The organism is Cellulomonas flavigena DSM 20109 (assembly GCF_000092865.1).
Lineage (GTDB): Bacteria > Actinomycetota > Actinomycetes > Actinomycetales > Cellulomonadaceae > Cellulomonas > Cellulomonas flavigena.
The window spans coordinates 3,331,649-3,356,844 of the sequence record NC_014151.1 but is presented as its reverse complement, the minus strand read 5'-3'; the positions used below and the strand labels follow the sequence as shown (position 1 = coordinate 3,356,844).

21 protein-coding genes and 1 riboswitch are annotated in these 25,196 nt (G+C 75.5%); of the genes, 12 read left to right on the top strand and 9 right to left on the bottom strand.

The window, feature by feature from the left end; genetic code table 11:
- Positions 1-199 precede the first annotated feature (199 nt).
- A complete protein-coding gene (locus CFLA_RS20980; RefSeq protein WP_013118238.1) occupies positions 200-2,689 on the top strand; it encodes a non-reducing end alpha-L-arabinofuranosidase family hydrolase in 2,490 nt (829 codons plus the stop codon).
- 236 nt (positions 2,690-2,925) lie between these two features.
- Here the strand turns inward: CFLA_RS20980 and CFLA_RS15280 are convergent, their stop codons facing one another.
- The gene (locus CFLA_RS15280) at positions 2,926-3,705 is read right to left on the bottom strand and encodes an ATP-binding cassette domain-containing protein (protein ID WP_013118237.1); all 780 of its coding nucleotides are present in this window, start codon (positions 3,703-3,705) and stop codon (positions 2,926-2,928) included.
- A gap of 211 nt (positions 3,706-3,916) precedes the next feature.
- On the opposite strand from CFLA_RS15280, the gene CFLA_RS15275 reads away from it, so the two are divergent.
- Positions 3,917-5,878, top strand: a complete 1,962-nt coding sequence (locus CFLA_RS15275; RefSeq protein WP_013118236.1) for a beta-galactosidase — start codon at positions 3,917-3,919, stop codon at positions 5,876-5,878.
- A 59-nt stretch (positions 5,879-5,937) separates the two neighbouring features.
- On the opposite strand, the gene CFLA_RS15270 is transcribed toward CFLA_RS15275, so the two are convergent.
- Positions 5,938-6,585 (bottom strand): class I SAM-dependent methyltransferase, encoded by a 648-nt coding sequence (locus CFLA_RS15270; RefSeq protein ID WP_013118235.1) that lies wholly within the window; start codon positions 6,583-6,585, stop codon positions 5,938-5,940.
- 252 nt (positions 6,586-6,837) lie between these two features.
- Complete coding sequence (locus CFLA_RS15265; protein ID WP_013118234.1) at positions 6,838-7,797, bottom strand: NAD(P)/FAD-dependent oxidoreductase; 960 nt, start codon at positions 7,795-7,797, stop codon at positions 6,838-6,840.
- A gap of 57 nt (positions 7,798-7,854) precedes the next feature.
- On the opposite strand from CFLA_RS15265, the gene CFLA_RS15260 reads away from it, so the two are divergent.
- The 4 genes from CFLA_RS15260 to CFLA_RS15245 all read left to right on the top strand — a co-directional run bounded on the left by CFLA_RS15260 (position 7,855) and on the right by CFLA_RS15245 (position 11,589).
- Positions 7,855-8,451 (top strand): helix-turn-helix domain-containing protein, encoded by a 597-nt coding sequence (locus CFLA_RS15260; protein ID WP_013118233.1) that lies wholly within the window; start codon positions 7,855-7,857, stop codon positions 8,449-8,451.
- Positions 8,452-8,678: 227 nt separating this feature from the next.
- Positions 8,679-8,773, top strand: a riboswitch (TPP riboswitch).
- Between the two features lie 257 nt (positions 8,774-9,030).
- On the top strand, positions 9,031-10,059 hold the full coding sequence (locus CFLA_RS15255; protein ID WP_013118232.1) for an ABC transporter substrate-binding protein: 1,029 nt from the start codon (positions 9,031-9,033) through the stop codon (positions 10,057-10,059).
- Positions 10,056-10,817, top strand: a complete 762-nt coding sequence (locus tag CFLA_RS15250; protein ID WP_013118231.1) for an ABC transporter permease — start codon at positions 10,056-10,058, stop codon at positions 10,815-10,817. The genes CFLA_RS15255 and CFLA_RS15250 overlap by 4 nt, the downstream gene beginning before the upstream one ends.
- On the top strand, positions 10,810-11,589 hold the full coding sequence (locus tag CFLA_RS15245) for an ABC transporter ATP-binding protein (RefSeq protein WP_013118230.1): 780 nt from the start codon (positions 10,810-10,812) through the stop codon (positions 11,587-11,589). Before CFLA_RS15250 ends, CFLA_RS15245 begins: the two co-directional genes overlap by 8 nt.
- 157 nt (positions 11,590-11,746) lie before the next feature.
- On the opposite strand, the gene CFLA_RS15240 is transcribed toward CFLA_RS15245, so the two are convergent.
- The 3 genes from CFLA_RS15240 to CFLA_RS15230 all read right to left on the bottom strand — a co-directional run bounded on the left by CFLA_RS15240 (position 11,747) and on the right by CFLA_RS15230 (position 14,890).
- Entirely contained in the window at positions 11,747-12,286 is a 540-nt protein-coding gene (locus tag CFLA_RS15240) for a septum formation family protein (RefSeq protein ID WP_013118229.1), read from the bottom strand.
- 121 nt (positions 12,287-12,407) lie between these two features.
- Positions 12,408-13,913: a mannitol dehydrogenase family protein gene (locus CFLA_RS15235; protein ID WP_013118228.1), complete on the bottom strand. Its 1,506-nt coding sequence runs from the start codon at positions 13,911-13,913 to the stop codon at positions 12,408-12,410.
- Positions 13,910-14,890: a LacI family DNA-binding transcriptional regulator gene (locus CFLA_RS15230; RefSeq protein ID WP_013118227.1), complete on the bottom strand. Its 981-nt coding sequence runs from the start codon at positions 14,888-14,890 to the stop codon at positions 13,910-13,912. The genes CFLA_RS15235 and CFLA_RS15230 overlap by 4 nt, the downstream gene beginning before the upstream one ends.
- 233 nt (positions 14,891-15,123) lie before the next feature.
- On the opposite strand from CFLA_RS15230, the gene uxaC reads away from it, so the two are divergent.
- From uxaC to CFLA_RS15200, 6 genes are all read left to right on the top strand, one after another.
- Complete coding sequence (gene uxaC, locus CFLA_RS15225; RefSeq protein WP_013118226.1) at positions 15,124-16,575, top strand: glucuronate isomerase; 1,452 nt, start codon at positions 15,124-15,126, stop codon at positions 16,573-16,575.
- Entirely contained in the window at positions 16,572-17,207 is a 636-nt protein-coding gene (gene eda, locus CFLA_RS15220; RefSeq protein ID WP_013118225.1) for a bifunctional 4-hydroxy-2-oxoglutarate aldolase/2-dehydro-3-deoxy-phosphogluconate aldolase, read from the top strand. Before uxaC ends, eda begins: the two co-directional genes overlap by 4 nt.
- Positions 17,208-17,221: 14 nt before the next feature.
- Positions 17,222-18,319 (top strand): sugar kinase, encoded by a 1,098-nt coding sequence (locus CFLA_RS15215; RefSeq protein ID WP_013118224.1) that lies wholly within the window; start codon positions 17,222-17,224, stop codon positions 18,317-18,319.
- Positions 18,320-18,436: 117 nt separating this feature from the next.
- Entirely contained in the window at positions 18,437-19,480 is a 1,044-nt protein-coding gene (locus CFLA_RS15210; protein ID WP_013118223.1) for a LacI family DNA-binding transcriptional regulator, read from the top strand.
- 27 nt (positions 19,481-19,507) lie between these two features.
- Positions 19,508-20,419, top strand: a complete 912-nt coding sequence (locus CFLA_RS15205; RefSeq protein ID WP_013118222.1) for an alpha/beta hydrolase — start codon at positions 19,508-19,510, stop codon at positions 20,417-20,419.
- An 83-nt stretch (positions 20,420-20,502) separates the two neighbouring features.
- Entirely contained in the window at positions 20,503-21,429 is a 927-nt protein-coding gene (locus CFLA_RS15200; protein WP_013118221.1) for a hypothetical protein, read from the top strand.
- A 42-nt stretch (positions 21,430-21,471) separates the two neighbouring features.
- Here the strand turns inward: CFLA_RS15200 and CFLA_RS15195 are convergent, their stop codons facing one another.
- The 3 genes from CFLA_RS15195 to CFLA_RS15185 all read right to left on the bottom strand — a co-directional run bounded on the left by CFLA_RS15195 (position 21,472) and on the right by CFLA_RS15185 (position 25,191).
- Positions 21,472-22,203 carry a FadR/GntR family transcriptional regulator gene (locus CFLA_RS15195; protein WP_013118220.1) on the bottom strand — a complete coding sequence of 244 codons (732 nt, stop codon included), beginning with the start codon at positions 22,201-22,203 and terminating at the stop codon, positions 21,472-21,474.
- 49 nt (positions 22,204-22,252) lie between these two features.
- Positions 22,253-23,131 carry an amidohydrolase family protein gene (locus CFLA_RS15190; RefSeq protein ID WP_013118219.1) on the bottom strand — a complete coding sequence of 293 codons (879 nt, stop codon included), beginning with the start codon at positions 23,129-23,131 and terminating at the stop codon, positions 22,253-22,255.
- A 221-nt stretch (positions 23,132-23,352) separates the two neighbouring features.
- Positions 23,353-25,191 (bottom strand): gamma-glutamyltransferase family protein, encoded by a 1,839-nt coding sequence (locus CFLA_RS15185; protein WP_013118218.1) that lies wholly within the window; start codon positions 25,189-25,191, stop codon positions 23,353-23,355.
- Between the last annotated feature and the right edge of the window lie 5 nt (positions 25,192-25,196).

The window sequence follows — 25,196 nt, the reverse complement described above, 5'->3', positions numbered from 1 at the left end:
GCGAGGGCGCGGCGAAACGATTCGCCGTCGCGCAAGCCCTTCGACGTGCGGCGCCGTCATGCGATTGTGAACGTACACATCACCGTTCGACCCGGGCCTCGGTGCCCGCCCGACGCTCGACGGGACGACGACGCCCCGCCGGACGTCCTCCGTTCGCCACCCCGGGACCACCCGAGGGTGCTCGCAGAGAGGGTGACGCATGGACAGGACATCGCGACGCGCCCGTCGGCTGCTCGTCGCCACGACGGCCGCCGCCGCCGTGGCGCTCACGGGCGCGCTGACGGCGGCGCCCGCGCTCGCGGCGGAGAGCACGCTCGGCGCCGCCGCCGCGCAGACCGGCCGCTACCTCGGCGTCGCCGTGGCCGCCGGCCGGATGAACGACGGCACGTACATCGGGATCGTCGAGCGCGAGTTCAACTCGATCGTGGCCGAGAACGAGATGAAGATGGACGCCACGGAGCCGAACCAGAACCAGTTCAGCTACGGCAACGGCGACCGCATCGTCGACTGGGCGCGCGCCCGGGGCAAGAAGGTGCGCGGCCACACCCTGGCGTGGCACTCGCAGCAGCCCGGCTGGATGCAGCGCATGGAGGGTCAGCAGCTGCGCAACGCCCTGCTCAACCACGTCACGCAGGTCGCCACGCACTACCGCGGCAAGATCGACAGCTGGGACGTCGTCAACGAGGCGTTCGCCGACGACGGCCGCGGCAGCCGCCGGGACTCCAACCTGCAGCGCACCGGCAACGACTGGATCGAGGCCGCGTTCCGCGCCGCCCGCGCCGCGGACCCGGGCGCCAAGCTCTGCTACAACGACTACAACACCGACGGCGTCAACGCGAAGTCCACGGGCATCTACAACATGGTCCGCGACTTCAAGGCCCGCGGCGTCCCGATCGACTGCGTCGGCTTCCAGTCCCACCTGGGCACGGGCGTGCCGAGCGACTACCGGGCCAACCTGGAGCGCTTCGCCGCGCTCGGCGTCGACGTGCAGATCACCGAGCTCGACATCGAGCAGGGCGGCAACCAGGCCAACGCGTACCGGCAGGTCACCGAGGCGTGCCTCGCGGTGCCGCGGTGCAACGGCATCACCGTGTGGGGCGTGCGGGACAGCGACTCGTGGCGCACGGGCGCCAACCCGCTGCTGTTCGACGGCTCGGGCAACAAGAAGGCCGCCTACACGTCGGTGCTGAACGCGCTGAACGCGGCGACGCCGTCCCAGTCGCCGACGCCCTCGCCCACGCCGTCGTCGTCCCCGAGCGCGTCGCCGTCCGCGTCCCCGAGCGCGTCGCCGTCCGCGTCGCCCAGCCCGACGCCCACGCAGGGCACCGGGACGGGCGCGTGCACGGTCGTCTACACCGTCGGCGCGCAGTGGCCCGGCGGCTTCACCGCGGACGTCAAGGTGACCAACCACGGTGCGGCGCTCACCGGGTGGACGTTGACGTTCACCTTCCCCGGCAGCCAGACCGTGCAGCAGGCGTGGAACGGTGTCGCGTCGCAGAGCGGCTCGCAGGTGACAGTCCGCAACGCCGACTACAACGGCTCGGTACCCGCGGGTGGCACCGTGGGCTTCGGGTTCAACGGCGGGTTCTCGGGCAGCAACCCGGTGCCGACCGCGTTCGCGCTCAACGGCGTCGGGTGCAACGGCGCCGTGACGCCGACGCAGCAGCCGACGGCGACGCCCTCGCCGACACCGTCGGTGACGCCGAGCCCGACGCCGTCCCCGACACCGTCGGTGACGCCGAGCCCGACCCCCTCGCCGACGCCGAGCCCGACGGCCTCGCCGACGTGCAACCTGCCGTCGTCGTACCGGTGGCGCGACTCCGGGGTGCTGGCGCAGCCGCGCCAGGGCTGGGTGTCGCTGAAGGACTTCTCGGTCGCGCCGTACAACGGCCAGCAGCTGGTGTACGCCACGACCAACACCGGCACCGCGTGGCAGTCGACGATGTTCAGCCCGTTCTCGAGCTGGAACCAGATGGGCTCGGCCCAGCAGCAGACGATGCCGTTCACGGCCGTCGCCCCGTCGCTGTTCTACTTCGCACCCAAGAACATCTGGGTGCTGGCGTACCAGTGGGGCGGCCCGGCGTTCTCCTACCGCACGTCGACCAACCCGTCGAACGTCAACGGCTGGAGCGCGCACCAGACGCTGTTCACCGGCTCGATCTCCAACTCCGGCACCGGCCCCATCGACCAGGCCCTGATCGGTGACGACCGGAACATGTACCTGTTCTTCGCCGGTGACAACGGGCGGATCTACCGCGCGTCGATGCCGATCGGGAACTTCCCCGGGTCGTTCGGGTCGAACTACACGACGATCATGCAGGACTCGACCAACAACCTGTTCGAGGCCGTGCAGGTCTACAAGCTGGCGGGCCAGCAGCGGTACCTCATGATCGTCGAGGCCATCGGCAGCCAGGGCCGGTACTTCCGGTCCTTCACGGCGACCGACCTGGGCGGCTCCTGGACCCCGCAGGCGACGTCCGAGTCCAACCCGTTCGCCGGCAAGGCCAACTCCGGTGCGACGTGGACGAACGACATCAGCCACGGCGAGCTGCTGCGCACCAGCGCGGACCAGACCATGACGGTCGACCCCTGCAACATGCAGCTGCTCTACCAGGGCCGCTCCCCGCAGTCCGGCGGCGACTACGGCGCCCTGCCCTACCGCCCCGGCCTGCTGACGCTGCAGCGGTAGGCCGGGCACGGACCCCGGTCCACCCACCGTCGACGGCAGGTGAGGTGGACCGACGGGGCCCGGGAGTCTCGGACCCGGGAGGACCGGGCGGCGCGGGGGGCCGCCCGGTCCGTTCCCCCGGAGCGCCCCCCGCCCTCGTCCCGAGGGCCGACGCTTCCCCTCTCGGCGCCTCGGGACGCGCCGGGGCCCCACGCCGCCCGCGCGTCGTGGGGCCCCGGAGCCGGCGCGGCGTCGGCTCAGCGCGGCGGGCGGCCCGCCGCCACGTCCGGCAGCGCCTCCACCAGGGCTCGGGTGTCCGGGTGCTGCGGGTCCTGCAGGACCGAGCGCAGCGGTCCGGACTCCACGATCGTGCCCTCCGCGAGCACCAGCACGTGCTCCGTCAGCCGCTCCAGCAGGCGCAGGTCGTGCGACGCGACGAGCAGGCCGATGCCGTCCTTGCGGACCAGGGCACGGATCTCGTCGGCGACCTCCTCGCGCAGCGTCTGCTCCACCGCCGTCAGCGGCTCGTCGAGCAGCAGCAGGTCCGGACGCGTCGCGAGCGCCCGCGCGATGGCCACCCGCTGCCGCTCACCACCGGACAGCGTGCCGACGCGCCGCGTGACGAACCGGATGGGCAGCGCGACGACGGCGAGCGCCGCCTCCACGTCGTTGTCCGTGGTCCGGCCGGCCTTCCGGGCCTCCTTGAACGCGTCGAGGATCGTCTCCTCGACCGTGCGCTGCACGTCGACGCCCGCGATGCCGTTCTGGTGGACCGTGCGCAGCCGGGCCCGCACGTCCTTGCGGCGCCGGCGCGGGGTCTTCGCCACGGGCGCGCCGTCGAACGTCACGTGCCCCTGCGTGGGCCGCTGCCCGCCCCCGAGGATCTCGACGAGCGTCGACTTGCCGACGCCCGAGCGGCCGAGCAGGCCGACGGCCTCGCCGGGCCGCAGGGTCAGGTCGACGCCCGCGAGCACGGGCGGGCCGCCGTACCCCGCCCAGACGTCGGTGGCCTCGAGGACTGCGGGGGTGCTGCTCATGCGTGCTGCTCGTCTCGTCTCGTCGTGGGCGCCGTGGGGACGGCCTTCCTCCTGGACCCAACGTACGGCCCGGACGGCCTGATCCCGTGATCGGTCCGGTGCTAGCGTGCACGGGCAACGTCCCAGTCGCCGCTGCGCGCACCCGGGGCCGGACGGCGACGAGGCCGGTGCGGCTCCGCCCCGCGGGCGACGAGCCGCCCAGGAGGTCTTCGTGCCCGGTGACGCCCGCATCCGCTACGGCGCCGACTACAACCCGGAGCAGTGGCCGCAGGACGTGTGGCACGAGGACGTGCGGCTGATGCGCGCCGCGCACGTCACCACGGCGACGGTCGGGGTCTTCTCGTGGTCGCGCCTCGAGCCCGCACCGGGGGAGTACGACCTCGGGTGGCTCGACGACGTGCTCGCGCGGCTGCACGACGGCGGGGTGCGTGTGGTGCTGGCGACGGCGACCGCGTCGCCACCCGCGTGGTTCGTGGCGCGCTACCCGGACGCGCTGCCCGTGACGCAGGACGGTGTCCGGCTGGGGTTCGGGTCGCGGCAGCACTACTCGCCGTCGTCACCGGACTACCGGCGGCACGCGCTCGCCCTCGTCGAGCAGCTCGCGGCCCGCTACGCGGACCACCCCGCGCTGGAGATGTGGCACGTCAACAACGAGTACGGCTGCCACGTCGCGCGGTCGTACGACGCGCACACCGTGGCCGCGTTCCGGGCGTGGCTCGAGACGCGGTACGGCACGGTCGACGAGCTCAACCGCGCGTGGGGTACGGACTTCTGGTCGCAGCGCTACTCGTCGTTCGACGAGGTGGGCGCGCCCGCCGCCGCGCCGACGTTCCGCAACCCCACGCAGGAGCTCGACTTCCGCCGCTTCACGTCCGACGCGCTGCTCGCGCTGCACCGCGCCGAGTCCGAGGTCATCCGCCGCCACAGCCCCGACGTGCCGATCACGACGAACTTCATGGGCTTCTTCCCCGACGCGGACTACTGGGCGTGGGCGCCCTACGTCGACGTCGTCAGCGACGACGCCTACCCCGACCCGGGTGACCCGCAGGCGCACGTGCGGCTCGCCGCGCAGCGCGACCTCATGCGCGGCCTCGGGGAGGGGCGGCCGTGGCTGCTCATGGAGCAGTCGCCGAGCGCCGTGAACTGGCGGCCGCGCAACGCCCCGCGGCCGCACGGCCAGCACCGCGCGCACTCGCTGCAGGCCGTCGCTCGCGGTGCCGACGGCATCCTGCACTTCCAGTGGCGGCAGTCCGCCGCGGGCGCCGAGAAGTTCCACTCGGCGCTGGTGCCGCACGCCGGCCCGGACTCGCGGGCGTTCCACGACGTGTGCGCGCTGGGCGACGAGCTCGCGCGGCTCGGCGACCTCGTCGGCGCGCGCGTCGCCGCGCACGTCGCGATCGTCCTCGACTGGGACTCCTGGTGGGCGCTCGAGCAGGACGCCACGCCGACGCGCGTGGCGTACGTCGAGCGGTTCCTCGACTGGTACGCGCCGTTCCTGCGCCGCGGCGTCACCGTCGACGTCGTGCCCGCCGGGGCCGACGTCGTGGGGTACGACCTGGTCGTCGTGCCCCTGCTGCACGTCGCGCGCGCCGCGCACCTCGACGCCCTCGACGCGTACGTCCGCGCCGGCGGGAACCTCGTCGTGACGTACGCGACGGCGGTGCTGGACGAGGACCTGCACGTCTACCTCGGCGGCTACCTGGGCCCGCTGCGCGCGACGCTCGGTGTGCGCGTCGAGGAGCTCGCACCCACCGCGGGACCCGACGGGTCGCCCGGTGGTCCGCTGCGCCTGACCGGCGAGCTCGCCGGCGAGGCGTCGCTGTGGCAGGACGTCCTCGTCGTCGACGACGCCGAGGTGGTCGCCACGTTCGACGACGGGTACGCCGCGGGCGGACCGGCCGTGACCCGGCGCGAGCACGGGGACGGCGTCGCCTGGTACGTCGGCACGCAGCCGTCCGCGCGCGTCCTCGACGCGCTCGTCGACCGCCTGCTCACCGACGCCGACGTTCCCGCGCTCTTCCCCTCACCGGTCGAGGGCGTCGAGGCCGTGCGGCGCGGGGACCGGCTCGTCGTCGTCAACCACACCGGCGCGCCGCGCACGCTGGCGCTCGCGGGGCGCGTGCTGCACCTCGGGCCGCACGACGCGCAGGTGCTCACGGACCTGCCGGCCTGACGCACCCGGGCCCCTGCCGGCCTGACGCACCCGGGCCCCTGCCGGCCTGACGCCCCGCGTCAGCGGCGCCGCGCGACGAGCACCGCGTCCCGCACCTGGACCTCCACACCGTCGTGCGTGATCGTGCGCTCGACGACCCGCGGGTCGATGGTCACCCACCGCGCCGGGTCGAGGTCGGCCGCGACGGCGTCGGCCGTGTGCCCGAGCCGGGCCAGGTGCGGGCGCGGCACGGGGCCGTCGAGGTCCGACGGGTCGTGCCCGACGACCAGCAGCGTGCCGCCGGGTGCGACGGCGTCCGCGAGCCACGCCCAGCCGCGTCCGCCCTCGGCGTGCAGGTAGTGCGACGTCACCAGGTCGAACCGTGCGGGCGGGGTCCACGTGCGCAGGTCGGCCTGCGTCCACGTGATCTCCAGGCCGCGCTGCGCGGCCTCGGCGGCGCCGCGGTCGAGGGCTGTCCGTGACGCGTCGACCGCGGTGACCCGCCACCCGCGCTCGGCGAGCCACACCGCGTCGCCGCCCTCCCCGGCGCCCGCGTCGAACGCCGTGCCGGGCGTCAGGCCTGCGGCGACCTCCGCGAGCGACGCGTTCACCCGCCCGCTCCACAGGCGCTCGTGGGCCCGGTAGCGCTCCTCCCACCACGCGGCGTCGAGCTCCTCGCCCGGCGCGGGGGCGTCGTGGGGGGCGTGGTGGTGCTGGTGGTCGGGCACGGGTGTCTCCTGACGTCCGACGGTGCTGGGTCGACTTCTCGCGGGCTGGGGTGGGGCTGGATTGCCCTCTCGCGGGTTGGGGTGGGGCTGGATTGCCTCTCGCGGGTTGGGGTGGTGCTGGATTGCCCTCTCGCCACGCGGTGAGAGAGCAATCCAGCCCGCGTCGCCCCCGTTCCTGCCCGAGAGGTCGATCCAGCCCTGCCATGGGGGGCGGCACACCCCCTCGGAGGGGGTGGAGGGGGTGGTAGCGGGTCACCGGGTGCGGGCTCGGGCGACGTCGGAGGTGACGAGGGAGGCGTTGACGTGCGCACCCACGGCGGAGCCGGCGGCGATGCTCGCGGCGAGCGCATGCTGCGGACCGGTGACGTTGCCCGCGGCCCACACGCCGGTCACGGAGGTCGCGCCCGTCGGGTCGACCGTGACGGCGCGCCCGATGCGCTCGCCGAGGTGCTCCAGCGGCGTGGTCGCCAGGCCCAGGCCGTCGACGACGACGTCGTCGAGCACGGCGCGCGACCCGACGAACACCGCGTCGCACGGCACCACGTCACCGTCGGCGAGGACCACTCCGGTGAGGGCGTCGTCGATGACCCGCACGCCGGCGACGCGCCCGGGCAGGACGCGCACGCCACGCGCGGCGAGGTCCGCCCACTCGTCGGCGCTCGGCTCGAACGCGTCGTGCAGCAGCAGCGTGACGTCGGCGCTCAGCTGGCGGACGAGCAGCGCCATGTGGACGGCGCGCGGGCCGCTCGCCAGCACGGTGAGCGCGCGGTCGCGCACCTCCCAGCCGTGGCAGTAGGGGCAGTGCAGCGCGTCGCGGCCCCACCGCTCGGCCAGGCCGGGGACGTCGGGCAGGACGTCGTGCATGCCCGTCGCGAGGACCAGGCGACGCGCCCGGTGCGTCGTGCCGTCGGCGGTGCCGACCGTGAACGCGGGTTCCCCGGTCGCGTCGTCCGCGGGTGGCGCCGAGGTCACGCGTGCGGTCACCACCTCGACGCCGTACCGGGCGACCTCGGCGCGGCCGATCGCGAGCAGCTCGCCGGGCGGCGTGCCGTCGCGCGTCAGCAGGTTGTGGGCGTGCGGTGAGGTGGCGTTGCGCGGCACGTCCGCGTCGAGGACGCGGACGCTGCGGCGCGAACGGCCGAGCGTGAGCGCGGCGGCGAGCCCCGCGGCGCCGCCGCCGAGGACGAGGACGTCGACGGGGGTGGTCTCCATGCGGACGAGACTGCTCCGGCCGTGCCGTCTTGACAAGAGGCGTTGCCGCAATGGCAAATGGCGGGCATGGGTGACCTCGCTGCCGTCCTCGACACCGTCGGTCCGCGGTTGCGCGCCCTGCGCGAGCAGCGGGAGGCCACGCTCGCGGACGTCGCGGTCGTCACCGGGATCTCCGTCAGCACGCTGTCGCGCCTCGAGTCCGGGCTGCGCCGTCCGACGCTCGAGCTCCTGCTGCCGCTCGCGCGCTTCCACGAGGTGACCATCGACGAGCTCGTCGACGTCCCCGCGGGCGACGACCCGCGCGTGCCGCTGCACCCCACGGTCCGGCACGGCGTCACCTGGGTGCCGCTCAGCCGCCGCACGGAGGGGCCGCGCGCCTACCGGCTCGTCTACCCGCCGCGGACGCCCCCCGAGGTCGGGGAGCCGCGCGTGCACGACGGGTACGAGTGGCTCTACGTGCTGCACGGCACGTTGCGGCTCGTGCTGGGCGGCAGGGAGCTCGACCTCGTCGCGGGCGAGGCGGCCGAGTTCGACACCCGCGTGCCGCACTGGCTCGGCAACCTGTCCGGCACCCCCACCGAGGTCCTCGCCCTCTACGGGCCCCAGGGCGAGCGCATGCACGTGCGCGCCCGCCCCCGCCGCCGCGACGCCTGACGCGTCCGCCCGCATCGCAAGACGACGTGCACCCGAGACCGGGCTCACGTCGCTCACGGAACTCGATGGGCCACCGCAGCCCGGTGTCGCGGGAGAGGTGTCCCGGCCGCTGGGACACGTGGGGCTGGATCGACGTCTCGCGGGTGGAGCGGAGCTCTCGCGGGAGGGGAGCGTCCAGAGTGCGGACAGGCGGGTCGACCGCCGCGGGCCGGCGCTAGCGTCGGCGGCGTCGTGACACGGGGTGCCGCAACCAGCGGCTGAGAACACACCCGTCGAACCTGATCTAGGTCGCACTAGCGAAGGGATGTCGCGCATGTCTCCCATGCGTCCGCCGCTGCACGCCCACCTGCTCCGTCCCCTGGGACGGCGAGGGCTGCTCACCACCTGACGCCGTGGGGCCGCTCGCGGGCCCCGTCGACGTCGTCCGACCGTCGAGGCGCCCGTGCGACCCGAGCGGCCCGCCCGCGCCCGCATCGCCGCGCCCCGGCGCGCCACCGCCGCGCTGCGCGACCCGCGCACCGCGCCCGGCGACGCCCCGGCGCGCCCTCACCCGACGCCTCCTCGAACCCCGGAGACCCCATGCCCCGCACCCGTCCCACCCTCGCCGTGGCGCTGCTCGCGGCCGCGCTCGCCGCCACGGCCTGCACCGGCGGCACCGGTACCGCCGCGGCCGGCGACCTGCCGGTCGTCCGTGTCGCGCTCGACTGGACGCCCAACACCAACCACACCGGCCTGGAGGTCGCGCTCGCGAAGGGCTGGTTCGCGGACGCCGGTCTCGACGTGCAGGTGCTGCCGTACACCGATGCGCAGCCGGACGCGCTCGTCGACGCCGGTGCGGCCGAGGCGGGGTTCAGCTTCCACGCCGCCTCGGTCGTCGCGCAGTCCGCCGGCGCCGACCTCGTCGCGGTGCTCGCGCCCCTGCAGCACTGGGCGACGGCCGTCGGCGTGCGGGCCGACGACCCCGCGATCACCCGGCCGCGCGACCTCGACGGCCGCGTCTACGCGGGATTCGGCGGGCCCGTCGAGGTGCCGCTGCTGCGCGAGGTGATCCGCGCCGACGGCGGCACGGGCGACTTCACGTCCGTGACCCTCGGGACCAGCGCGTACGCGGCGCTGCACGCGGGGGAGGCGGACTTCACGATCCCGTTCGTCGCGTGGGAGGGCGTCGAGGCCGAGCGTGCCGGGACGCCGATGCGGTACTTCCGCTACCAGGACTACGGCGTGCCGGACGCGTACTCCGTGCTCGTCGACGCGCGGCGGTCCTGGGTGGAGGCGGAGCCGGATGTCGCGGCCGCGTTCGTCGACGCGCTGCGCCGCGGCTACGAGTACGCCGCCGACCACCCCGACGAGGCCGCGCAGATCCTCGTCGACGCGCACCCGGACGCGTTCGCCGACCCCGAGATGGTCGTCGAGAGCCAGCGGCTGCTCGCGGCCGAGTACCTGCGCGCCGACGACGGCACGGTCGGCACGATCGACCCCGAGCGCTTCGCCGCCTTCGCCGACTTCCTCCTCGAGCACGGTCTGCTCAGCGGCCCGGACGGTGACCCGGTGACCGAGCGGCCCGACTGGTCGACCTTCCACGTGGACGTCACCGGGGCGACGTCGTGAACGGACGGGCGCTGCCTGTCGTCGGGGGTGCCGCGGTCCTGCTGGTCGTCTGGCAGGCCGTGGTCGCGGTCGGCGACGTCGCGCCGCGCCTGCTGCCGTCGCCCGCGCGCGTCGCGCAGCAGGCATGGGCGCAGCGCGAGGCGCTCGCCACGCACGCGGGCGCGACCCTGGGCGTCACCGTCGTGGGGTTCACCGCGTCGGTCGTCGTGGCGTGGGTGCTCGCCGTCACCCTCGACCGGCTGCCGCGGCTGCGTGCCGCCGTCGTGCCGCTGCTCGTCGCGTCGCAGACCGTGCCCGTGCTGGTGGTCGCGCCGCTGCTGGTGCTGTGGTTCGGGTTCGGGCTGACGCCGAAGGTGCTCGTCGTGACGCTCGTGACGTTCTTCCCGGTCGCGCTCGGGCTCGTCGAGGGGTTCGCCGCGGCCGGTCCCGGCGCGTCCGCGCTGCTGGCGACCATGGGGGCGAGCCGGTGGCAGGAGTTCGCCTACGTGCGGCTGCCGGCGGCGCTGCCGCGGTTCTTCACGGCGCTGCGCATCGGCGTCACGTACGCGGTGGTCGGCGCCGTCGTCGCCGAGTACGCGGGCGCCGTGCAGGGCCTCGGGACGTACATGACGATGCAGCGCGCGGCGTTCCGCACGGACCTCGTGCTCGCCGGGGTGGGTGTGTGCGCCGCGCTGACGCTCGCCCTGTACGCAGGGACGAGCGCGGTCGAGCGCGTCGTCGTCCCGTGGACCCGGCCGCGGCGGGTGCGTCGTGGCTGAGGCGCTGCTGCAGGTGCAGGATGTGCACCTCGAGCTGCCATCCGCCGCCGGTGCGCGGCCCGTGCTCGCGGGCGTCGACCTCGAGGTGGCGCGCGGGTCGTTCACGTGCGTCGTCGGGCCGTCGGGGTGCGGCAAGAGCACGCTGCTCGGTGTGGTCGCGGGGCTGCGTCGCCCGGACCGCGGCACGGTGCTGCTCGCGGGCCGAGACGTCACAGGCACGACCGGCCACGCCGCGTGGATGGCGCAGGACGACCTGCTGCTCGAGTGGCGGACCGTGCTCGACAACGTGGCGCTCGGGCTCCAGGTGCAGGGGGTGCGGCGCCGCGAGGCGCGCGCGCGGGTCCGGGACCTGCTCACGGAGTTCGGGCTCACCGGTCACGCCGACGCCCGCCCGTCCGAGCTGTCCGGCGGCCTGCGGCAGCGGGCGGCGCTGGCGCGCACGGTCGCCCAGGGGCGGGAGCTGCTGCTGCTCGACGAGCCGTTCGGGGCGCTCGACGCGCTCACGCGCCTGCACCTGCAGCGCTGGCTGGCCTCCACCTGGGCCGAGCACCGCTGGACCGTCGTCATGGTGACGCACGACGTGCGGGAGGCCGTGACCCTCGCGGACGAGGTGGTGCGCCTGTCGGGGCAGCCCGCGCACGTCGTCGCGCGGCACCGGGTCGACGACCCGCACCCGCGTCGTCCGGCCGAGCCCGGGCCCGCAGCACGGACCGTCGAGCACGACGTCCTGGGTGGTCTCGGCGTCCTCACCGCCCCGCCGACCGGTACGTGACTCCTCGTTCGGGGGCCGGGACGGTGAGTCAGGTTCCGGTCGGCGGGTGGTGGGGTGCGGGAGAGACGGACGTGCCCGACGGCAGCCGGGGTGCGGCTGCCGTCGGGCACGGGTGACGGACGGGGCCGTCGGGGTCGGGCGGGCCGGTCGGCCAGGATCAGAGGGCCGAGTCCTTCATGGAGCCGGTGAAGCCGCCGTCCGGGTGGATGACGATGCACTGCACGACGTCGTCACCCTGCGCCCAGCCCTCCTCGGACGGGGAGAACAGGGTGTAGTCGAGCGTGGACTCCTCGTAGGACTTCCCGACGAACGTCGTGAACTGCTGGTAGCAGAACTCGTCCGCGAACGTCGGCGTCTCGGTGTCACCGGCGTTCGTCAGCTCGAGGTCGGCCTTGAACTGCTCCTCGGTGAGGGTGGTCTCGGCGAAGATCTCGGCGTCGTGCGCCTCGGCGCAGGGGATGGTCGACACCGACGAGATCTCGGTGGCGGAGGCCACGGCGGCGTAGTCGAAGCAGTCGCCGAGCTTGAGCGAGAAGACGTCGGCCTCGGCGGCCTCGGTGATCTGGCCCTCCTCGTCACGGACCGCGTCGGGCGCGTTGCCGAGGACCGAGTCGAGAGCGGAGCAGCTGGAGAGGGACGCCGCGAGTGCGACGGCCAGGACGGGAGCGGTCAGGATGCGGAGGGATCGCGTGTTCACGGCGCCAAGTGAAACAGCGCGTCCACCCGCCGCGAAGGTGTTTGTGTCTCGTTCCGGAAACTTCCTGGACGTGGGCTGTGCGCTGCGTCACTCCGTGCCGCCACCGCCGTGGGGGCCGACGTCAGCGGGCGGCCGGGGTGAGGGTCAGCTCGCGCAGCGCGGCCCGGACGGCGTCACGGAACGCGGTCGACGTCGCGACGGGCTCGGGGAACACCTCGCGCAGCGCGAGGAGCCGGTCCACGGGGTCAGGCCCGGCCGCGGCCTCCGCGAGGCGACGGGCCAGGGGGTCGTCGAGGGGCACGCGCCGCCCGTCGACGACGAGGTCGCCGGCGGCCGTCGCGCGCACGTAGGCAACCCACCCCGCGACCGCCCGGGCCACCGCGTGGGGCACCGCGCCCGCCGCGAGCCGGTCGGCCGCGGTGCCCAGCAGCCGCTGCGGCAGCTTCTGCGAACCGTCCGTGGCGACCTGCACCGTGGTGTGCCCGGTCCCGGGGTCGGCGAACCGCTGCAGCACGTCGTCGCGGTACGCGTCGAGCGAGAGGCCGTCGGGTGCCGTCAGGGTCGGCAGCACGTCCTCGTCGACGAGTGCGCGGGCCATGGCCTCGAGGTCCGGATCGGCCACGGCCTGGGCGATCGTCGCGTAGCCGCGCAGCGCGCCGTGGTACGCGAGCGCGGAGTGCGTCGCGTTGAGCACCCGCAGCTTCGCGCGCTCGAACGGCGCGGCGTCGTGCGTGAAGGTCGCACCCGCGAGCTCCCATGCAGGCCGCGGCCCGGCGAAGTCGTCCTCGACGACCCACTGGAAGAACGGCTCACCGACCACGAGGCCCTCGTCCTCCAGCCCGAGCAGCGCGGCCGCCGCCGCGCGGTGCTCGGGCGCGGTGGCGGGCACGATGCGGTCGACCGTCGTCGACGGGAAGCGCACCGAGGACGCGACCCAGGCCGCGACCTCGTCCGTGCGGGGGACGGCCGCGAGGGCCTGCTCGACGAGCCGGCGCAGCACGGCGCCGTTGCCGGCGAGGTTGTCGCACGGCACCACGGTGAGCGGGGCCCCCGACGTGCGGTGCCGCCGGACGAGCCCGCGCACGAGCAGGCCGACGGCTGTGCGGCTCGCCGTCCCGTCGTCGTGCTGCAGCTCGACGGCGGCGCCGGCGAGGTCCGCGACCACGTCGGGTGCGGTCGTGCGCAGCCCGCCGTCGGCGCCGCGGTGGTAGCCCTTCTCGGTGACCGTGAGGGTCACGACGTGGGTGGTCGGTGCCGCCAACGCGTCCAGGACGCGAGGGGTGTCCCGTCCTGGGAAGGCGACGTCGCGCAGCGACCCGACGACGCGCAGCGACGGGTCCGGGCCGGTGGTGAGCACGCCGTACAGCCCGTCCTGGGGTGCGAGCTGCTCGACGACGCGCGGGCTGCGCTGCGTGACGCCCAGCACGCCCCAGCGGGTCTCGCCGGTGGCCGCCGCGGCGTCCTCGGTGCACACGGCCTGGTGGGCGCGGTGGAACGCGCCGACGCCCAGGTGCACCTGCCCGACCGTCAGCGCGGCCGGGTCGACGGCGGGCCCGCGGACGTGCTCGGGCAGCCCGCGCGCGACGCGTGCCTCCCACGTGGCGGCGGACAGTCGGGGCAGGGTCATCGGCTCTCCGGGGGCGGGGGTGCGGTGCTGCCGCGCACCACGAGCTCGACGGGCAGCACGGTGTGCGCCGGTGTCGCGTCGCGCGCGCCGAGCAGCAGGTCGACGGCAGTGCGGCCGAGCCGGGCCAGCGGCATGGCCACCGTGGTGAGCCCGGGCGTGACGAGCGTCGCGACGGGTACGTCGTCGAACCCGACGACGGAGAGGTCCTCGGGGACGCGCGTCCCCCGGGACCGTGCGCGGTCCAGCACGCCCAGCGCCATGACGTCGTTGTACGTCAGCACTGCGGTGGCGCCGCTCGCGACCGCGAGGTCGGCGGCGCCGACGCCCCCGGCGAACACGGGCGCGTGCGCTCCGAGGTCCACGACCTCGACCTCGACGTCGAGGTCCGCCAGCCCGTCGCGCCGCCGTGCGTCGGACCACGAGTCGGCCGGGCCGCCCGCGTAGGCGACGCGCCGGTGGCCCAGTGCGTGCAGGTGCCGCACGGCCTGCCGCACGCCGTCACGGTTGTCGACGACGACCGACGGCAGCCCGGCACCCTCGCGGTTGACCAGCAGGACCGGCCGCTCGTCGTCCGCGACCACGGCGAGGTCGGCGGCGGACATGCGCGGCGAGCACAGCAGGACCCCGTCCGCCTGCGCGCCGAGCTGCGCGACCAGCTCGGCCTCGAGCAGCGAGTCCTCCTCGGAGTCGGCGACGACGACCGCGTGGCCCGCCGATCGCGCGCGGGCCTGCACCGCCTTGGCGACCGCCGCGAAGTACGGGTTGCCGAGATCCGGCACGACGAGGCACAGGTAACCGCTGCGACCGGTGATCAGCTCGCGGGCGGCGCGGTTGGGCCGGTAGCCGAGCTCGCGCGCGACACGCCGGACGAGCTCGCGACGCTCGGGCGAGACCAGGTCGGGGGTCGACAGTGCGCGCGACGCGGTGGCGGCGGAGACGCCCGCCGCTCGAGCGACGTCGCGCAGCGTCACGGCCATCGGTGCTCCTGTCGACCGGGTCCGCGCGGCGACGCGACGCGCTGGGCGGGTGGCCGGCGGACGGGATGAAACCGATTGCACCACATCCGCATCAGCGGCGGCAACAGGCGGCACGGGTCTTGATCCTGCCGCATTCGGATGGCATGGTCACCGTGCAAACGTATTCACCGGGCGACCACCCGTCGTCCGCACGCGGCGCGCCACGCGCCCGCGGCCCGGCGACGGAGGACCCCATGCCCGACACCGCACGCGCCGCCCGCCCCGGCGCGCTGCACCCCGACCGTGCGCTGCCGGCCGACCCCGTGACGCGGCCCGTCGCGCGCCGGATCCTCGAGGCGACGCGCGACCTGCCGATCGTCTCGATGCACGGCCACGTCGACGCGGGCGTGCTCGCGCGCGACGAGCCGTTCGGGGACCCCGCCTCGCTGCTGGTCGTGCCGGACCACTACCTGGTGCGGATGCTCGTCTCCCAGGGCGTCCCGCACGAGGCCCTCGGGCTGGCGCGCCGCGACGGCGGGCCCGTCGAGCAGGACCCGCGCGCGATCTGGCGGACGTTCGCGGCCCACTGGCACCTGTTCCGCGGCACACCGACCCGGTTCTGGCTGGATCACGTGCTCGTCGAGGTGCTCGGCGTGACCCAGCGGCTGTCCGCCGAGACGGCGGACGCGGCGTACGACACCATCGCGGCGCGCCTCGTCGAGCCCGGGTTCCGGCCGCTCTCGCTGCTGGACCGCTTCGGCATCGAGGTCCTCGCCACGACGGACCCCGCCACGGCCGACCTCGCGGACCACGCGGCCCTCGCGGACCGTGGCTGGGGGGAGCGGGTCGTGCCGACCTTCCGCCCGGACGCGGTGCTGCACGTCGACCGCCCGGGCTGGGCGGCCGACGTCGCCCGCCTCGGCGAGCTCGCCGGCGTCGACATCGGCTCGTACCAGGGCTTCGTGCGGGCGCTGGAGCTGCGGCGGCAGGCGTTCGTCGCGGCCGGCGCGCGGGCCACCGACCACGGCCACGTGCGGGCCGACACCACGCCGATGACGTTGCACGAGGCGTCCGCCGTCTTCGACGCAGCCCTGCGCGGCGACGTCGACGCGGCCGCCGCGCGCGCGTTCTCGGCGCACATGCTGTTCGAGATGGCCCGCATGTCCACGCAGGACGGCCTCGTCATGCAGCTCCACCCCGGGGCGCTGCGGGACCACGACCCCGGGATCGCGGCACGGTACGGGCACGACGTGGGCTACGACGTGCCGGTCGTCACCGAGTACGTCCACGCGCTGCGCCCGCTGCTCACCGCGTTCGGGCACCACCCGGGCATGCGGCTGGTGCTCTTCACGCTCGACGAGGACACGTTCACGCGCGAGCTCGCGCCGCTGGCCGGCGTGTACCCGGCCGTGCGCCTGGGCGCCCCCTGGTGGTTCCTCGACACCCCGGACGGCATGCGCCGCTTCCGGGAGGCCGTCACCGACACCGCCGGGTTCGCCAACACCACGGGCTTCGTCGACGACACGCGGGCTTTCCTGTCGATCCCCGCGCGCCACGACCTCGCGCGCCGCGTCGACGCGGGGTTCCTCGCGCGGCTCGTCGTCGAGCACCGGCTCGACCTCGACGAGGCGCTCGAGACCGCGGTCGACCTCGCGTACCGGATCCCGCGCGACGCCTACGCGCGGCGGGCCGAGGTCCTGCCGTGAGCGCCGTCCTCGACCGTCTCGCCGCGCACCGGCTCGTGCCCGTCGTCGTGGTCGACGACGCCGCGCACGCGCACGCGCTCGGTGCTGCGCTCGTGGCCGGGGGCCTGCCCGTGGCCGAGGTCACGTTCCGTACCACCGCGGCGGCCGACGCGATCCGGGTGCTGCGGGACCGCGGTGACGTGCTCGTCGGGGCGGGCACGGTCGTCACCCCCGCCCAGGTCGACGCGGCCGTCGCGGCGGGCGCCTCGTACGTCGTCTCGCCGGGCACGTCACGCGCCGTCGTCGAGCGGTGCGCCGAGCACGATGTCGTCGCGCTGCCCGGCGCCGTCACCGCGACCGAGGTCCAGGCCGCGCTCGAGCTGGGCGTCACGACCGTCAAGTTCTTCCCCGCCGCTGCGTCGGGCGGTGCTGCCGCGATCGCCGCCCTCGCGGCGCCGTTCGCCGACGTGCGCTTCGTGCCGACCGGTGGCGTGGGGCCGGGAAACCTCGGTGAGTACCTCGCGCTGCCGTCCGTCGCCGCGGTGGGCGGGTCCTGGATGGTCCCGCGCGACCTCGTCGGGACCGGCGACGTCGACGGCCTGCGTGCGCTCGTCGCCGACGCGGTCGCCCTGGCTACCACCCTGCGCCCCTGACCGAGGAGTCCACGATGACCGAGCTCGTGATCCGTCCCGTCGCCGAGTGCCGCTACGACGCGCTCGCACTCGGCGAGGTGATGCTGCGTCTCGACCCGGGGGAGGGGCGCATCCGCACCACGCGGGAGTTCCGCGTCTGGGAGGGCGGCGGGGAGTACAACGTCGCCCGCGGCCTGCGCCGTGCGTTCGGCCTGCGCACCGGCGTGGTCACGGCGCTCGCGGACAACGAGGTCGGCCGCCTCGTCGAGGACCTCGTGCTGGCCGGGGGCGTCGACACGTCGCTGATCCGCTGGGTGCCGTACGACGGCACGGGGCGCGAGGTCCGCAACGGCCTGAACTTCACCGAGCGCGGCTTCGGCGTGCGCGGCGCCGTCGGCGTGTCGGACCGCGGGCACACGGCGGCCTCGCAGCTCGCCGACGTCGACTGGGACCACCTCTTCGGCGACCTCGGGGTGCGGTGGTTCCACACCGGCGGCATCTTCGCGGCGCTGTCGGACACCGCGGCCGCGACCGTGCTCGAGGCGGTCACCGCCGCGCGGCGGCACGGCACCGTCGTGTCCTACGACCTCAACTACCGCCCCTCGCTGTGGCGCGCCGTCGGCGGGCAGGCGCGCGCGCAGGAGGTCAACCGGGCCGTCGCGCCGCACGTCGACGTGATGATCGGCAACGAGGAGGACTTCACCGCGGCGCTCGGGTTCGAGGTCGAGGGCGTCGACGAGCATCTGAGCGACCTCGACGCGGGCGCCTTCGCGGCGATGATCGAGCGCGTCGTCGCGACCTACCCCGACCTGCGGGTCGTCGCGACCACGCTGCGCACGGTGCGCTCCGCCTCCGTCAACGACTGGGGCGCGGTCGCGTGGTCCCGCGCGTCCGGGCTCGTGCACGCCACGCACCGCCCGGGCCTCGAGATCCTCGACCGGGTCGGTGGTGGCGACTCGTTCGCGTCCGGCCTGGCGTTCGGCCTGCTCGACGGGCAGCCGCTGGCGACCGCCGTCGAGTACGGCGCGGCGCACGGTGCCCTGGCGATGACGACGCCGGGCGACACGTCGATGGCCACGCGGGCCGAGGTGCTGCGGCTCGCCGGCGGGGGCTCGGCGCGCGTCGACCGCTGACCTCACCCCTGCCGACCCGAGGGCACGTGGGTGCTGCGACCCACGGTCCCCGTCCGGTGGACGGACGTTCGGGGCGAACGTCGCAACTCACCATGAATCGTGCCCTAGCCTTCGATCGTGACGGCCCGGGTGACCTTGAGCGACGTCGCGCGCGAGGCGGGTGTCTCGCTCGCGACCGCGTCGCGCGCCATCAACGGCAGCGCGAACCGCACCGTCCGCCCCGAGCTGCGCGCACGTGTCCTCACGGCCGCCGCACGCCTGCGCTACACGCCGGACGCGACGGCCCAGGCGATGGCGCGCGGTCGCACCACGTCGGTGGGTCTCGTCGTCCACGACGTCACCGACCCGTCCTGCGCCGCGCTCGTGGCGGGCGTCGTCGGGGTCGCGGACGCCTCCGACCTCCAGGTCACGCTCGCGTGCGCGCAGCACGAGGCGGCGCGGGAGATCGAGCTCGTGCGGGTGCTGCAGCGCCAGCGCGCCCGCGCCGTCGTGGTCGCCGGACCGCGGCACGACGACGACGTCGCCGACGACCTGCTCCGGCAGGCCCTCGCCGACTACGTGGCCGCCGGTGGGGCGGCTGTCGTCGTCGGCACCGCGGGTCTCGGGGTCGACGCCGTCGTGGTCGACGACGTGGGCGGTGCCGACGCCCTCGCCCACGCGCTGCACGCGCTCGGCTACCGGCAGCCCGCCGTGCTCGGGGGGCCGCGCACGCACCTCGCCTCGCAGACCCGACGCGACGCGTTCAGCCGGGCGTTCGGTGCGCTCGGGTGCCCCGTCGACCCGGCGCACGTGGTGCTGGGCGACCTGACGCACGAGGGCGGTGCGACGGCGATGCGGGAGCTTCTCGCGCGACGCCGGCCCGTCGACGTGGTCCTCGCCGTCGACGACGTGCTGGCGCTCGGCGCGCTCGCCGCGGCGCGGGCGCTGGGGGTCCGGGTCCCGCAGGACGTCGCGCTCACGGGCTTCGACGACGTCCTCACGCTGCGCGACGTCGTGCCGCAGCTGACGACCGTGCGGGTACCGCACGGGGACGTCGGGCGCTGTGCGGCGCTGCTCGCGCTGGACGAGCGCCCGCGCACCGGGGCGCGGGTGCTGACCGTCGACACCGAGGTCCTCCTGCGGGCCTCCACGCCGGACCGCAGCGGCCGCGCCGTCGCCTGACCGGCGGGTGTGGGAGCATCGGCGACCGTGCCGATCCATCCGCTGCTCGCCGACCTCCTGCCGTCCGTGACCGGCTGGACCAGCCACGCCGCCGCGACGGCCTCGCTCGGCGCCGGGTACCGGCTGCCGGACGTGCACGTGGAGGACCTCGCGGTCGACGGCCCGCACGGGCAGGTCGCGGTCCGGCTGTACCGCCCGCGCGGGCGCGCCGCGTCGGGCGCCGGCCTGGTGTGGGCGCACGGCGGCGGGTTCGCCTTCGGCGACCTCGACATGGGCGAGGCGCACGTGGTGTCCGCCGAGCTGGCGGCGCGGCACGGGATCGTCGTGGCGTCCGTCGGGTACCGGCTCGCGACGCCCGGCGCGGGGTACCCGGTACCGCTGGACGACGTGCACGCGGCGTGGTGCTGGTTCCTCGACGCGGCGCCGGCGCTGGGGGCGACGCGCCTGGGGATCGGTGGTGCATCGGCGGGCGCGACCCTCACGACGGGTGCCGCCGTACGCGTGCGGGACGCCGGCACGCGTGTACCCGACGCGCTGCTGCTCGCGTACCCGACGCTGCACTTCCCGACGCCCGCGCTGCCCGACGACCAGGTCGACGACCTGCGCCGGGTGCCGGCCGCGATCCGGTTCCTGCCCGCCACGGTGCTCGACATGACCCGCACCTACCTCGGGCGTCTGTCGGGCTTCCCCGCCGAGGCGATGCCCGGCAACGGTGACGTCGCCGGCCTGCCGCCCACGTCGGTCGTGCTCAGCGAGGTCGACGACCTGCGGCCGTCCGGCGAGACGTTCCTCCTGCAGCTGCAGGACGCGGGCGTGCCGACGCGCGCGATGGTGGCGGCCGGCATGCTCCACGGGCACCTCGACATCCCGCCCGTGCCGGGCCTGCCCGCGATCGGGGAGTCGATCGACTTCCTCGCGGCCGGGCTGCTCGAGGACTGAGCCGGGCGCCCGCGCGGACGCCGGGGCTTCCGCGCGGACGCCGGGGCTCCCGTGCGGACGCCGCTGCGTGCGACGCTGCGCCCATGACCGGTCGCGCGCAGGCGTGCGGGGCGCTGCTGCTCCTCCTCGCCGTGACGTCGTCGGCGTGCGGTCCGGGCCACCCGCCGGCGGTCCGCTCGTCCGCCACGCCTGCCTCCGCGATGCCCACCTCGGCGGCGCCCCTGCCGCCCGCCGTGACCTTCGAGGTCGAGGTCGCGCAGGCCCGCACCGACCGGGTCGCACGGATCGTCGAGCTGCAGGTCCGCAACACCGGGCCCGTCGACGTCGTGGTGGAGCGCGCCCGGCTCGTGAGCGACCTCGTGGGCGGTGGGACCGAGGCGGGGCGTGACGTGGGCGCCGACCGGGTGCGGCGGCTCCGGGTGCCGCTCGGGCCTGCGGCCTGCGGCCCGGACGCGCCCGGGGACCCGGCTGTGCGTGTCGAGCTCGACGTCACCACGTCGGACGGCCGGGCGGGGACGGTCGTGGTGGCGCCCACCGACGAGGCCGACGACCTGCGGCGGATCCACGGTGAGGACTGCGCGGCCGCGGCGGTCGCGGCGGGCCTGCGCGTGACGTTCGCCGACGATCTCGTGGTGCGCGAGGTCGAGGGCGTGCCGGTCGCGGACGTGACGCTGCGCGTCGAGCCCGTGCCCGGCGGCCCGCACGTGCGCCTCACCGGGGTGCGCGCCACGACGCTGCTGCGTCCGTGGGGGGCGACAGGGCGGTGGGACGTCGACGTGGACTCCGCCGCGCCGCCGCCGGACGGGCGCCTCGTGCTGGCCACCGTGCCGGCGCGCTGCGACCTGCACGCGATCGCCGAGGACAAGAGGGGGACGGTGCTGGGCCTGGCCGCGGTGGTCGACGGGGTCGAGCAGCCGCTGCACTTCGTCGCTGCGCCGGACGCGCTGCGCGGGGCGCTGTACGAGTTCGTGCTGGCGGCGTGCGGTGGAGCGAGCGACGCCCGGCCGTGAGCACCGGCCGGTCGGGTCGTGGCGCAGCGGCCGGTCGTGGCGTCAGCGGGCGGTCGTGGCCTCCGCGAGGTTGCGGCGCCGGGGTGCGGGGCCGTCGGTGCTCGTGGTCGCCAGCAGGTCCTCGATCGCGACCATGTGCATCGCCATGCGCAGGCGCGCCCGGTCCGGGTCGCGTGCGGTGATGGCGGCGAGGACCGCCTCGTGCTCCTCGAAGGTCCGGTCCCCGGCGATCTCGGGCATCTCGTCCCACACGCGGTGCCGGGCCTGGCGACCGGCGAGCGCGTGCAGCAGCGCGGCCAGCACCGGGTTGCCGGACGCGTCGGCCACGGCCTGGTGGAACGCGAGGTCGGCGGCGGCGAGGCGCTCGGAGTCGGGGCGGGGGGCGACGAGGGCACGCGCCATGTCGTCGAGCGCGCGGCGTGCGCGGGCGACGTGCGCGTCCGTGAGGTGCAGCGCGGCGAGTCCCGCGGCCTCGGTCTCGAGCATCGCCCGCACGGCGTGCAGGGAGGAGTGGTCGCCCGGCAGGTCGGCGAGGAACGCCAGCGGGCTGAGCAGCGTCGCGGGGTCCAGCGACGTGACGTAGGTGCCGTCGCCGTGCCGCGCCTCGAGGATGCCGAGGACGACGAGCGCGCGCACGCCCTCGCGCAGGGAGCCGCGCGAGACGCCGAGCTCGGACGCGAGCTCCTTCTCCGCGGGGAGCCGGTCGCCGGGGCGCAGCCCACCGTCGAGGATCAGGCGCTGGACGTCCTCGACCACGTCCTGGGTGCGTGACACGTGCTCGTCTCCGTCGTCGTGCGCAGCTGCGGCGGGGGTGGGGCAGGTGTCAGCGCTCGGGGACGAGCGGGGGGATGCCGTACGTCTCGACGGCGGTCCGCCCCATGACGCGGGCCACGGCGGCCTCGTCGAGGCCGTCGAGCGTCGCACGCAGCCCGCCCCAGACCTCGGCCCACGTGCCGTGCGCGTCGAGGGAGGTGGGCCAGTCGCTGCCCGCCATGAGGCGGTCGGGGCCGAAGACGTCGAGAGCGTGGTCGACGGCGGGGCGCACGTCGTCCACGGTCCAGCCGGGGCCGGCCGCGCGGCCGAGGCCCGCGAGCTTGGCGACGACGTTCGGTGCCTGCGCGACGACGGCGAGGGCGTCGGCCCAGCGCTGCCACGTGGCCGTCTCACCGGCGCGGAGCGCGGCGAGCGGCGGTGCGCCGAGGTGGTCGACGACGACCGTCAGCTTGGGGTGCCGGTCGGCGATCGTGGCGACGTGGTGCAGCAGCTCGGGCGTGGTGGCCGGCAGGTCCAGGACGAGCCGTCGCTCGGTGAGGAGCGTGAGGCCGTCCTCGACGCCGTCGCCGAGCAGCCACTGCGTGTCGTGCTCGCGGTCGACGTGGTGGCTGACGCCGACGATGGGTTCGACGCGCCAGTGGTCGAGCTGGGTCGCGGCCTCGTCCGGCTGGTCCAGCGGGACCCACGCGACGACGCCGACGACGTGGGGGTCGCACAGCGCCTGGAAGAGCAGGTGCTCGCTGTCGGCCCGGTTGTCGGCGGACTGGACGAGCACCACGCCGTCCACGTGGTGCTCGTCCAGTGCACCGCCGACGTCGCGAACTCGGTAGGTGCGACGCAGGAGGGAGGGGTCCTGCGACATCCACGGGTAGTGGACCGACTCCGGGTCCCATACCTGCAGGTGCGCATCCACGACGTCGTAGGGCATGTCTCCGACGGTAACGGTGCTCCGATGTCTGAATCGTCCCAGCGGTCAATTCCTCATAGAACCCTCATGATGGGGGCTGTGACAGCAGGAGAGGTCCGATGTCTGTTTCGTCCGGATGTTGAGCGTTCACATAAGAGTCACGATCGCGATCCGGCCCTGTGACCTCGCAGGTCACAGCCCGATCACGGTCGGTCCGACCGTCGAAAGTGTCGAAGCGTCCGTCAGCGGCCCACGGCGTAGCCGTGACTGCCGCGCGGGTTGGCGGCCGCCAGGAGCCACCCGTCCGGCCCGACGCCGGCCGCGCTCAACCGGCCCAGCGACCACGGCCCGGCGTCGGTCACGGTGTGCCCACGCGCCGCCAGCGCGGCGAGCGTGCGAGGCCCCAGGCGCGACTCCGCGACGAGCCCCCGCGGGGTGTGCGAGCGGGGGTGGAACGAGCCGTGCACGTGCGTCGAGTGCCACGCCGGCGCGTCGATCGCGGCCTGCAGGTCGAGCCCGCCCAGCAGGTGCCGCAGCAGGAAGGGCACGGGCCACTGGTCCTGCTGGTCGCCGCCCGGTGTCCCGAACGCGAACCCGTGCCCGTCGCCGAGCGCCAGGGCCGGGCTGAGCGTCGTGCGCGGCCGGGTCCGCGGGACGAGGCTCGCCGGCAGGCCGTCCTGCACCCAGCACATCTGCGCGCGCGTCGGCAGCGCGAACCCCAGGCCGGGGACCACCGGGCTCGACTGCAGCCACCCGCCCGAGGGCGTCGCGGAGACCCGGTTGCCCCAGCGGTCGACCACGTCGACGTGGCACGTGTCCCCCCGCGTCACGCCCCGCGGGGACACAGTCGGCTCGCCCAGGCCCGGTGCCGCAGGAGCCGCCGTGACGCCCGCGGTGGCCGCCGCCCGCGCGCCGACGAGGGCGCGCGCCATCCGCGGCCACTCCCCGTGGGGTGCACCTGGGCGGTGCTCGCCGTCCGCGTCGCTGCCCACGAGGTGCGCGCGCTCGGCGGCATACGCGGGCGACAGCAGCGCGTCGAGCGGGACGCTCGCGGCGTCCCCGTACCAGGCGTCCCGGTCGGCGAACGCGAGCTTGGCGACCTCGACCACGACGTGCACGAGCTCCACGAGCGGGCCCTGCGGGTCGTCGTCGTCCCCGCGCGCCACGGCGTCCCGCACGACGTCCTCGATGCCGAGCCGCTCGAGGATCCGCAGCTGCTGCAACAGCACCGGGCCCTGACCCCACGGGCCGGTCTTGTGCACCTCGACGCCCGCGAACGGCACCGCGACGGTGGGCTCCTCGGTCGCGCGCCAGGCGGCGAGGTCGTCGGCCCGCAGGAAGCCCGTGTGTGCGCGCCCCGTCGCGTCGAGCACCGGCGTCCCGGCGACGAACGCGTCGACCGCCTCGGCGACGAACCCCTCGTAGAACGCCTGCCGCGCGCCCTCGATCTGCCCCTCGCGGTCCGGCCCGGCCGCGGCGGCCTCGGCGAGCAGCCGCTCGAAGGTGCGCGCCAGGTCGGGGTTGCGGAACCGCTCGCCCGCCCGCGGCACCGCCCCGCCCGGCAGCCAGACCGCCGCGCTCGTCGGCCAGTGGTCGCGGAACAGGTCCGCGACCGTACCGATCGCCGCCGCCGCGCCGGGCAGGAGCGGGTGGCCGTCGCGCGCGTACCCGAGAGCGGGGGCCAGGACGTCGGCCAGTGGGAGCGTGCCGTACCGCGCCAGGAGGTCGAGCCACGCGCCGAACGCCCCGGGCACGACGGCCGCGAGGTGCCCGGTGCCGGGGACCTCGTCGACCCCCAGTGCCCGGTACGCGTCGACGGTCGCGCGCGCCGGGACGACGCCCTGCCCGCACACCACGAACGTGTGCCCGTCCGCCGCGCGGTGGCCGATGACGGGCGCGTCCCCGCCCGGGCCGTCGAGGTGCGGCTCGACGACCGACAGCGTGAAGCCCGCCGCGGCGGCCGCGTCGAACGCGTTGCCGCCCGCCTCCAGCGTGCGCATGCCGACCGCGCTGGCCAGCCAGTGCGTCGAGGCGACCATGCCGAACGTGCCGGTGAGCACCGGGCGGGTGGGGAACGTCATCCCCC